The sequence below is a fragment of the Micromonospora sp. ALFpr18c genome (assembly GCF_008868155.1).
Lineage (GTDB): Bacteria > Actinomycetota > Actinomycetes > Mycobacteriales > Micromonosporaceae > Micromonospora.
In genome coordinates this window covers 1-9,516 of sequence record NZ_WBKR01000008.1, presented here as the reverse complement: position 1 = coordinate 9,516, position 9,516 = coordinate 1, and the positions used below count along the sequence as shown (strand labels likewise).

Genomic DNA, 9,516 nt, shown 5'->3' with positions numbered 1-9,516 from the left:
CCGGGTCCCTTCTGTTTCGGTCCTGTCAAGTGGGGCTCACACCGCACCGTGGTTCGGCGACGAACGGATGGTCGCCGGTGGTCAGCGCACGTCGGCGCGGCGTGGTCGGCGGGTCACTGACAGCCACCCAGGAAACGGGCGTGGAGTGCTCGCGGGTCAGGACGAACGCCCAGGGAGTACAGATCGTCAACCGCGTCTTGCATGTTCGCTGCCAGATAGAACGCCAGGGCGATCGAATGGCCGTAGAACTCGGCGGCGAGGTCAAGCTGAGCCGGCGCGCACGGCCAGGGAGCAGCGCAGTTACGGCAGCGCCACGCCGGGCGCATCGGATGGTGCGGACGTGGGCGGCGGGTCATCCGACCCGCACCGGACCGCGCTTGACGGGAGCGCGGGTGGTAGGGCGACGGGCCGCCGGGGCGGGCGTCTCCGGCCAGATCAGGCCGGCGGGCATCACGAACAGGGACCGGCGTGCGACCGCATCCCCATTCGCGGCCAGCTCGTAACCGTCGACCCACAGCCACCCGTCGTACGTCGGCCAGTCGAGAACGCGAATCACGCGGACGAAGATCGGGCGCATGAACTGCACGCTCGCGGCGCGGGTCAGGTGCACGACCTCACCCGGGTGCGGCTTCCGCGGTCTGGGCTTCGGCTCGGGTCTCCGATCGGGTGGCGTGTCCGGCACGGTGTCCCCCTGGCCGTCACGTCGGGAAGAAGCCGCCCCCATGAATGCTCGCCCGCGGAGATCTTGGACAGTTTCCGTTCTCTCCTAACGGAAACTGTCCAAGATCTGGGCAGCTCAAGGGCGACCTCGGTACGAACGCGTCCGCCGGTCCAGTGGTCCCTACCGGCCGCGCCGTCCGATCCCAGGTTGCTTTCAGTGATGGGACAAGAACACCCCGTAGCCATATGGTCACGAGACATTCCGCGCATCCGATGGGGGAAGTCGTGAACGATGCGCTACGCGCAGCACTAGCCGAGACGGGACGCTCGATCGAGTCCCTGGCAGGGTTGGTCGGGGTCGATCGGAAGACGGTCGCGCGTTGGCTGAACCACGACCACATTCCCCACCCTCGACACCGTGAGGCGGCGGCGAGTGCGCTCCGACGGCCCATAGGGGACATCTGGCCGGACACCTCAAGACGCCGCGAGCCAATGCGGACGAGCCACCATGCGTGAGCAGGTGCAGGCTCTCATCACCGCGTGCGGGCCCGGCACGTCCGCGTGCACATCGTCCCCTCTGCCGTCGGCGCGTACGCTGGCCTGAACGGTCCCTTCGTCATCGCTGTGGGGCCCGAGCATCGGATAGCCGGCTATCTCGACAATCAGCTCCAGGGCCACGTCGTTACCGGTGCCGAGGCCATAGCGGCGATACTGGCGGCGTGGGAGAACGTACGCGGTGAGGTGCTGTCCTACTGGCAATCCGTCGATCTACTTACGGGGACGGCGAAGACATGGAACTGGCCGGCGCGCAGTGGCGTAAGAGCACCCGCAGCAGCGGCAATGGCGGCGACTGCGTCGAGGTTGCGGACAACCTGCCTGGCATCGTTGGCGTGCGGGACTCGAAGGACACGGCAGGGCCGGAACTGGTCTTCGGGCCAGCGGCCTGGCGGGCGTTTGTTGCTATGGCGAAGGCGCACGACCCAGCCTGACCAGCATGACGCGGACGGCCCCCGGCTCCTGAAACCAGGAAAGCGCCGGGGGCCTTCGCGTGTCCGGGGTCACCACCCGCAGGTAGCGCAAGCGCGGCCACGCTCCCCATGTCGACCGTTCGTGACGGTCCCGGCTTCGCTGCAGCGGGATCCGCGGTGACGTCGCGGGCGGCATGAGTTGGTCGCCTTCTGGAGCTGGATCGCTGACGACATCAGCGTCGTCCAGTGCTTATGATGTGGGAAATGTGTCTCAAATTCCGGGAGGGTGCGATGAGCGTGACGGACGTGTTCGACGCGGTGGCCGGCACGTACGACGAGGAGCGACGCCGGCTGATTCCTTGTTTCGACGCCTTCTACGGCACTGCCGTCCAGGTGGCCGCGCCGCCACTGCGCGCCGCGCTGGCCGCCGGTCGTACGCCGGAGGTGTTGGATCTGGGCGCGGGCACCGGGCTGCTCTCGCTGCTGCTCGCCGCCGCCGTGCCCGGGGTGCGGTTGACCCTGGTGGACGGGGCGCCGGCCATGCTCGCCCGCGCCACCGAGCAGTTGCGCGGCCGGGGCGTGCCGCACCGGACCGTCCGGGCCGACCTGTCCGACGAGCTGCCGCCCGGCCGGTACGACGCGGTGGTCAGCGCGCTGGCGATCCACCACCTGGACGACGACGGCAAGCGGGCGCTCTACCGACGGGCCGCGGCCGCGCTGGCACCGGGTGGCGTGTTCGTCAACGCCGAGCAGGTGGCCGGCCCCACCCCTTTCCTGGACCGGCGCTACGACGAGGTGTGGCTGGCGCGGATCACCGAGCTGGGCGCGTCCCCCGACGAGATCGCGGGTTCCCAGGCGCGGATGCGGCACGACCGTCCCGCCACCGTGGCCGACCAGTGCCGCTGGCTCACCGAGGCCGGCCTGGTCGACGTCGACTGCTACTTCAAGGAGTGGCGCTTCGCGGTGTTCGGCGGACAGGCCCGGTGAGAAGCGGCGGAATGTGCCTTTCGTCGGCGGGGGACGAGTCGGTGAGCGCGTGGATGACTGACGGTCATACCGCTGGGTAGTCTGCTCGACATGACTGCCAAGGTGACTCTGTCGTTCACCGACGAGACGATCGAGGAGGCGCGGCGGTTCGCCAAGCGCGAGGGGCTGTCGCTCTCCGCGTGGATGGATCAGGCCGCCCGGGAGAAGGCGCTGCGCGAGGTGTTCACCGCGCACGCCGCCGCCGTGGGCCGCGCCAACCTCGACCTGGAGTCCGCCGCCCTCGCCGACGCCCGCGAGGTGGGCATGGTCAACGACCTGCTCTCCGGCGGCCGGCCGCGTGCTGCGTAGGGGTGAGGTCTGGCGCATCGAGGGCGCCCGGGAACGCCTCGGTCTCGTGATCAGCTCGGACGTCTACAACTCCACCGACGTACCCATCGTGATCGTGGTCGAGGTCGTCGAGGAGTCGCTGCTGCGCGACTCCCCGCTCGCCGTGTCGATGGGCCGGTACGTGGTGATGCCCGACCGCATCTCCTCGCCGATGAAGAAGTGGTTCACCGACTGCGTGGACGTCGCCGACACCGACACCATGCTCCGGGTGGGCCGCGCGCTGCGCATCCTCCAGCAACTCTGACGCCGACCTCACCACCGCCGCCCGCCCGTGGTGCGCTCCCCGTTTCCCGTCCGACCCGCGACGGGCACTGCCAGGTAACCCCGCGTTCCTAGCGTTTCCCCTCGTCACATCGACGAGGAGGAGCCGCCGTGAGCACGCTCACCAGCACCGCAGTCACCGCCGGACCGCCTGCCGTCACCGGCCGTCCGCGCGCCCTCGACGACTGGCGTCCCGAGGACCCCGACTTCTGGCGGACGACCGGTGCGCCCATCGCCCGGCGCAACCTCTGGGTGTCGATCTTCGCCGAGCACGTCGGGTTTTCGGTGTGGAGCCTCTGGTCGGTGACCGTGCTCTTCCTCGGCCCCGCGTACGGCATCGACCCGGCCGGCAAGTTCCTGCTCACCGCCGTGCCGGCCGCACTGGGCGCGGTGCTGCGACTGCCGTACACGCTGGCCGTGGCCCGCTTCGGCGGGCGGCGCTGGACGATCATCAGCGCGCTGCTGCTGCTCGTGCCCACGGTGCCGATGACGGTGCTGCTGGAACCCGGGGTGTCCTACTCCACGCTGATGGTGCTCGCGTGCCTCACCGGGGTCGGCGGCGGCAACTTCGCCTCCTCGATGGCGAACATCAACCTGTTCTATCCGTCCCGGCTCAAGGGCCGCGCCCTCGGCCTCAACGCCGGCGGCGGCAACCTGGGCGTACCCGCGGTGCAACTGGTCGGGCTGGCGGTGCTCGCCACCGCCGGTGCCGCGTACCCCCGGCTGGTCCCGGCCGTCTACCTGCCGCTCATCGTGCTGGCCGCGCTGGCGGCGGCCCGCTGGTTGGACACGGTCCCCGGGGCGCGCAACGAGCCGGGCGCGCTGCGCGAGACCGCCCGCGATCCGCACACCTGGGTCATGTCGCTGCTCTACATCGGCACCTTCGGCTCGTTCATCGGGTTCGGCTTCGCGTTCGGCCAGGTGCTCCAGCTCCAGTTCGCCGAGCGCTTCCCCACCCCCGTCGACGCCGCCTGGTTGACCTTCCTGGGTCCGCTGGTGGGTTCGCTGATCCGGCCGCTGGGCGGGCACCTCGCCGACCGGCTCGGCGGCGCCCGGGTGACCTTCTGGAACTTCGTGGCGATGGCGGCCGGCGCCGCCGTCGTCCTGTACGCGGGCCGGGAGCGCTCGTTCGGGCTCTACCTGACCGGTTTCCTGGCCCTCTTCGTCTTCTCCGGCGTCGGCAACGGCTCCACGTACAAGATGATCCCGGCGATCTTCCGGGCCCGGGCGGCGGACGCGGTGGCCACCGGCCGGCGCGACCCGGAGGCCGCCGCACGGTGGGCGCGGCGGATGACCGGAGCGTTGATCGGCATCGCCGGTGCGGTGGGGGCCTCCGGCGGGGTGCTGGTCAACATCGCCTTCCGCCAGTCGTTCCTCGGCTCGGGCAACGCCGACGCCGCCTACCTGGCGTTCATCGGCTGGTACGCGCTGTGCTTCGTGGCCACCTGGGTCGTCTACCGTCGTCCGAGGGCCGGACGGCTCGCCGGAGTGTGAGCTGGGCCATGCCCGGCGCGTCGGCGTGCGAGGCCGGACCCCCGTTTTGACCTGCCGATGGGGCGCCGGGTATCGTTGCCTGCTGTTGTACGACATCCAGAGGCGTGCCCCATCAGGTACGCTTGGTCGTTCGTGCGCGCTGGTCCGGCCTGCAAGATCTGGTCACCTCGGCGCGCGACCCCAGACCGACGACGAGACAAGGTAGACCTGTGCGTACGTACAGCCCGAAGCCGGGTGAGATCGAGCGTCAGTGGCACGTCATCGACGCCTCTGATGTCGTGCTGGGCCGCCTGGCCACCCACGCCGCCACGTTGCTGCGTGGTAAGCACAAGCCGACTTTCGCGCCGCACGTCGACACGGGCGACTTCGTCGTCATCGTGAACGCGGGCAAGGTTGCGCTGACCGGCAACAAGCGCCAGACCAAGGTCGCTTACCGCCACTCGGGTTACCCGGGTGGTCTCAAGCAGGTCGGCTACGACGAGCTGCTGACCAAGCGCCCCGAGCGGGCCATCGAGCTGGCTGTGAAGGGGATGCTCCCGCACAACAAGCTCGGCCGTCAGCTGATCAAGAAGCTGAAGGTCTACGCCGGTGCCGAGCACCCGCACCTCGCGCAGCAGCCGGTGCCGTTCGAGATCAAGCAGATCGCGCAGTGAGCGCGGGCGAAGGAAGCAGCATGACCGACATCACCACCGAGACCGAGGTTGCCCCTGAGGCCACCGAAGCGCCGGCGCCCGTCGCCCGCGCGCCGCGTGGTGACCGCCCGATCCAGACCGTGGGTCGGCGCAAGGAGGCAATCGTCCGGGTCCGTATCGTTCCGGGCACCGGCAAGATCACCTGCAACGGCCGCGACCTCGAGGCCTACTTCCCGAGCAAGGTGCACCAGCAGCTCATCAAGGACCCGCTGGTCACTGCCGAGAAGCCCGAGGCGTTCGACGTCATCGCCAACCTGCGTGGCGGCGGCACCACCGGCCAGGCCGGTGCGCTGCGGCTGGCCATCGCCCGTGCGCTGATCGTCAACGAGCCGGACGACCGCCCGGCCCTCAAGAAGGCCGGCTTCCTCACCCGGGACGCCCGGGTCAAGGAGAGCAAGAAGTACGGCCTCAAGAAGGCCCGTAAGGCTCCCCAGTACTCGAAGCGCTGATCTTCACCAGCGCGTTGTACTTCTGACGGACGGCCGGTCCGCCTCCCCTCGACCGGGGAGGTGGGCCGGCCGTTCCGCTTTCTCCTCATCGGCAGTGCTCATCGGAGGTTGGCGGGTATGGGTCGGTTGTTCGGCACGGACGGCGTACGCGGGCGCGCGAACGCGGATCTCACACCCGAATTGGCGCTCGCGCTCGCGGTGGCCGCCGCGCACACACTCGCCGAGACGGACCGCAGCCATCCGCCGCTGGCGGTCGTCGGCCGGGACACCCGCGCCAGCGGCGAGATGCTGGAGGCGGCCGTCGTGGCCGGCCTGACCAGCGCCGGCGCGAACGTGGTGCGGGTCGGCGTGCTGCCCACCCCGGCCGTGGCGTTCCTCACCGCCGAGGCGAAGGCCGACCTCGGGGTGATGCTGTCCGCGTCACACAACCCGATGCCGGACAACGGCATCAAGCTCTTCGCCGCCGGCGGCCACAAGCTGCCCGACGAGATCGAGATGCAGATCGAGGCGGCCGTCGAGGCGAACGCCACCACCGCGTGGGACCGGCCGATCGGCGCCGGCGTCGGCCGGGTGCACGACCTGCTCGACGGCGCCGACCACTACGTCCAGCACCTGGTCGGCACCCTGCCGCACCGGCTCGACGGGATCAAGGTCGTGGTCGACTGCGCCAACGGCGCCGCCGCCGAGGTGGCCCCCGTCGCGTACCGGGAGGCCGGCGCGGAGGTCGTGGCGATCCACGCCGAGCCCGACGGGCTGAACATCAACGACGAGTGCGGCTCCAACCACATCGAGGCGCTGCGCGAGGCCGTGGTGCAGCACGGCGCCCACCTGGGCATCGCCCACGACGGTGACGCCGACCGCTGCGTGGCGGTCACCGCCGACGGCGACGAGGTGGACGGCGACCAGGTCATGGCGATCCTCGCGCTGGCCATGCGCGACGCCGGCACGCTCACCCAGGACACCCTGGTCGCGACCGTGATGAGCAACCTCGGCCTGCGACTGGCCATGTCCGCACAGGGCATCCGGCTGATCGAGACGAAGGTCGGCGACCGGTACGTGCTGGAGGAGCTGCGGGCGTCCGGGCTGGCGCTCGGCGGCGAGCAGAGCGGCCACATCGTCATGCCCGCCCACGCCACCACCGGCGACGGGGTGCTCACCGGGCTGCACCTGATGGCCCGGATGGCGGCCACCGGCCAGTCCCTCGCCGAACTGGCATCCGTGGTCACCAAGCTGCCCCAGGTGCTGATCAACGTGCCGGTGGGGGACCGCACCGTCGGTGCCGCCGCGCCGGCCGTCCGCGCCGAGGTCGAGCGGGCCGAGGCCGAGCTGGGCGAGACCGGGCGGGTGCTGCTGCGGCCCTCGGGCACCGAGCCGCTGGTCCGGGTGATGGTCGAGGCGGCCACCGAGGCGACCGCCCGCGCGGTCGCCGAGCGGATCGCCGCGCTGGTCCGCACCGCCAGCCCCACCGCGTCCTGACGGTTCACGCTGTGGAGCCGAGGTCGTGGACCGACTCAGCTCCACAGCGTCAGGGCCGGGATCAGCCGGCCGGGGTCAGGGCACGCAACCGGGTGACCGCCTCGGCGAGCACCTCCGGGCGCTTGCAGAAGGCGAACCGGACCAGCCGCCGGCCCGCGTCGACGTCGTCGTAGAAGACCTGGGTGGGCACCGCCACCACCCCGCACCGCTCCGGCAGGGAGCGGCAGAACTCCACCCCGTCCGTGCCGCCGAGGGCCGTGATGTCGGCGGTGACGAAGTACGTCCCCTCCGGGGCGAGCACGTCGAAGCCGGCGTCGGTGAGACCGCCGACGAGCTGGTCGCGGCGCTGCTGGAGCCCGTCGCGGAAGCCGAGGTAGTAGTCGTCCGGCAGCGCCAGCGCCACGGCGACCGCCGGTTGCAGCGGTCCGGCGTTGACGAAGGTCAGGAACTGCTTCACCCGCAGCACCGCCGACACCAGCGCCGCCGGGCCGCTCGCCCAACCGACCTTCCACCCGGTGCAGGAGAACGTCTTGCCGGCCGAGGAGATGCGCAGCGTCCGCTCCCGCATCCCGGGCAGACTGGCCAACGACACGTGCGGGCTCGCCGCGTCGGTGAAGACCAGATGCTCGTACACCTCGTCGGTGACCGCGTACGCGCCGAACTCCTGGCACAACTCGGCGACCAGCGTCAGCTCGGCCGGGGTGAACACCTTGCCGGTCGGGTTGTGCGGTGAGTTGAGCAGCACCAGCCGGGTGCGTGGCCCGAACGCCGCGCGCAACGCCGCCGGGTCGAAGGCGTACCGGCCGTTGGCCGCGGGGCGCAGCGTCACCGGCCGCCGGACCGCGCCGGCCAGCGCGATCGAGGCGGCGTACGAGTCGTAGTACGGCTCGAAGCAGACCACCTCGTCGCCCGGCTCGCAGAGGGCGAGGATGCTCGCCGCGACGGCCTCGGTCGCGCCTGCCGTGATCACGATCTCGCCGTCCGGGTCGTACGCCAGGTCGTGGAACCGCCGCTGGTGGGCCGCGACCGCCGCGCGGAGAGCGGGGATCCCCGGGCCTGGCGGGTACTGGTTGTGGCCGCCGCGCAGCGCTTCGGCCGCCGCGGCCAGCATCTCCGGAGGGCCGTCCGTGTCGGGGAAGCCCTGGCCCAGGTTGACCGCGCCGGTGCGCACGGCGAGGGCGGACATCTCGGCGAAGATCGTCGTGCCGAACGGCCGCATCCGGGCCACCAGCGGGTCGACATCGGTGCTCGTCGTCACCTGCGCCAGCCTACGGGCACCCGCCGGTCGAACCCCAGCCTCACCGCCGCGTGCTTGGTCGACGGAGCCGCGCCCGGCTGCGCTCGGCCTCATCCGACCTCGCAGGTCGTCCGCCAGTACCCCCGCGTCTTGTCGACGATCGGCTTGCCGGCGTCGGTGCCGGTGACCGTGACCGTGCAGTCGATCGGCCCGTGATAGTCGATGTCCGGCCAGGTGGCCTCCACCATGACCCGGCTCTGGCCGTCGGTCCGGATGGTGGTGCGCCAGGGCAGCTTCGCGGCGTCGACGTGGATGAGGTCGCTCTCGGCGTCGTAGTAGGCGATGTCCGCCGTACCCGAACCGGTGACCTCGTAGACCACCGTCACCGGTGCCGGCCCCGACGTCGGTCGGGTGATCGGCTTCTTGGTCGGGATGGGTGCCGCGGTCGTCGGCCCGGCGGTGCCCGGCTCGGCGCTGGGGGCGGTCCAGCCGTCGTCGGGGACGGGGTACGGCTCTCCGGCGACCGGATCCGGGCTGGACGCTTCGAGCAGCAGGCCGGCCCCGCAGACGCAGCCGCAGACGATCAACACCAGCGTCACGACGACCGCGATCACGATCCCGACGACCCGACCGGTGCCGGCGGGGGCGCCGCCGGCCGGTGGGTACCCGGGATGGGCGTAGGGCGGTGGAAAGCCGGGCGGCGGCCACCCGGCTGCTGGTGGCCAGCCCGCCGGCGGTGCCTGGCCGACGGGTACCGGCCAGCCTGCGGGTGTCGGCTCGCCGGGTGGCGGTGGACCCTGGGCTTCGGGTGGGGGTGGCATCCACGGGGTCGCCGACGGCTCCGCCGACCAGGACGTCGCGGGCGGATGGGGCGTCCACTGGTGGGCCGGTGGGGTCGGCGCCCA

At 71.3% G+C, this 9,516-nt stretch carries 11 protein-coding genes and 1 pseudogene; 9 read left to right on the top strand and 3 right to left on the bottom strand.

The window, feature by feature from the left end:
• Positions 1-352: 352 nt before the first annotated feature.
• Positions 353-577, bottom strand: a complete 225-nt coding sequence (locus F8271_RS03250; RefSeq protein ID WP_151488134.1) for a hypothetical protein — start codon at positions 575-577, stop codon at positions 353-355.
• 368 nt (positions 578-945) lie between these two features.
• Here F8271_RS03250 and F8271_RS34070 point away from each other — a divergent pair.
• The 9 genes and pseudogenes from F8271_RS34070 to glmM form a co-directional block, all read left to right on the top strand.
• A pseudogene (locus F8271_RS34070) lies at positions 946-1,455 on the top strand (Scr1 family TA system antitoxin-like transcriptional regulator); the annotation flags it as partial.
• Positions 1,452-1,649: a DUF397 domain-containing protein gene (locus F8271_RS03240; protein WP_151488093.1), complete on the top strand. Its 198-nt coding sequence runs from the start codon at positions 1,452-1,454 to the stop codon at positions 1,647-1,649. The pseudogene F8271_RS34070 and the gene F8271_RS03240, both read left to right, overlap by 4 nt.
• A 270-nt stretch (positions 1,650-1,919) precedes the next feature.
• Positions 1,920-2,615, top strand: coding sequence for a class I SAM-dependent methyltransferase (locus F8271_RS03235; RefSeq protein WP_151488092.1), 696 nt, complete (start codon positions 1,920-1,922; stop codon positions 2,613-2,615).
• Between the two features lie 90 nt (positions 2,616-2,705).
• Entirely contained in the window at positions 2,706-2,963 is a 258-nt protein-coding gene (locus tag F8271_RS03230; protein WP_151488091.1) for a DUF6364 family protein, read from the top strand.
• Positions 2,953-3,246, top strand: a complete 294-nt coding sequence (locus F8271_RS03225) for a hypothetical protein (RefSeq protein WP_151488090.1) — start codon at positions 2,953-2,955, stop codon at positions 3,244-3,246. Before F8271_RS03230 ends, F8271_RS03225 begins: the two co-directional genes overlap by 11 nt.
• Positions 3,247-3,374: 128 nt before the next feature.
• On the top strand, positions 3,375-4,757 hold the full coding sequence (locus tag F8271_RS03220; RefSeq protein WP_151488089.1) for an MFS transporter: 1,383 nt from the start codon (positions 3,375-3,377) through the stop codon (positions 4,755-4,757).
• A 209-nt stretch (positions 4,758-4,966) separates the two neighbouring features.
• Positions 4,967-5,410 carry a 50S ribosomal protein L13 gene (rplM, locus tag F8271_RS03215; RefSeq protein ID WP_007465158.1) on the top strand — a complete coding sequence of 148 codons (444 nt, stop codon included), beginning with the start codon at positions 4,967-4,969 and terminating at the stop codon, positions 5,408-5,410.
• A gap of 20 nt (positions 5,411-5,430) precedes the next feature.
• Positions 5,431-5,898 carry a 30S ribosomal protein S9 gene (rpsI, locus tag F8271_RS03210; protein ID WP_110563055.1) on the top strand — a complete coding sequence of 156 codons (468 nt, stop codon included), beginning with the start codon at positions 5,431-5,433 and terminating at the stop codon, positions 5,896-5,898.
• A gap of 117 nt (positions 5,899-6,015) precedes the next feature.
• Complete coding sequence (gene glmM, locus F8271_RS03205; protein WP_151488088.1) at positions 6,016-7,374, top strand: phosphoglucosamine mutase; 1,359 nt, start codon at positions 6,016-6,018, stop codon at positions 7,372-7,374.
• 61 nt (positions 7,375-7,435) lie between these two features.
• Here the strand turns inward: glmM and F8271_RS03200 are convergent, their stop codons facing one another.
• Both F8271_RS03200 and F8271_RS32930 read right to left on the bottom strand, forming a co-directional pair.
• Entirely contained in the window at positions 7,436-8,632 is a 1,197-nt protein-coding gene (locus F8271_RS03200) for a pyridoxal phosphate-dependent aminotransferase (RefSeq protein WP_151488087.1), read from the bottom strand.
• Positions 8,633-8,721: 89 nt separating this feature from the next.
• Positions 8,722-9,516: MmpS family transport accessory protein (locus F8271_RS32930; protein WP_225854137.1), on the bottom strand; the 795-nt coding region annotated here is incomplete at its 5' end.

Coding starts and splice junctions, on each gene's coding strand:
- F8271_RS03250 (WP_151488134.1), bottom strand. CDS start 577: ATGCGCCCGATCTTCGTCCGCGTGATTCGCGTTCTCGACTGGCCGACG.
- F8271_RS03240 (WP_151488093.1), top strand. CDS start 1,452: ATGGAACTGGCCGGCGCGCAGTGGCGTAAGAGCACCCGCAGCAGCGGC.
- F8271_RS03235 (WP_151488092.1), top strand. CDS start 1,920: ATGAGCGTGACGGACGTGTTCGACGCGGTGGCCGGCACGTACGACGAG.
- F8271_RS03230 (WP_151488091.1), top strand. CDS start 2,706: ATGACTGCCAAGGTGACTCTGTCGTTCACCGACGAGACGATCGAGGAG.
- rpsI (WP_110563055.1), top strand. CDS start 5,431: ATGACCGACATCACCACCGAGACCGAGGTTGCCCCTGAGGCCACCGAA.
- glmM (WP_151488088.1), top strand. CDS start 6,016: ATGGGTCGGTTGTTCGGCACGGACGGCGTACGCGGGCGCGCGAACGCG.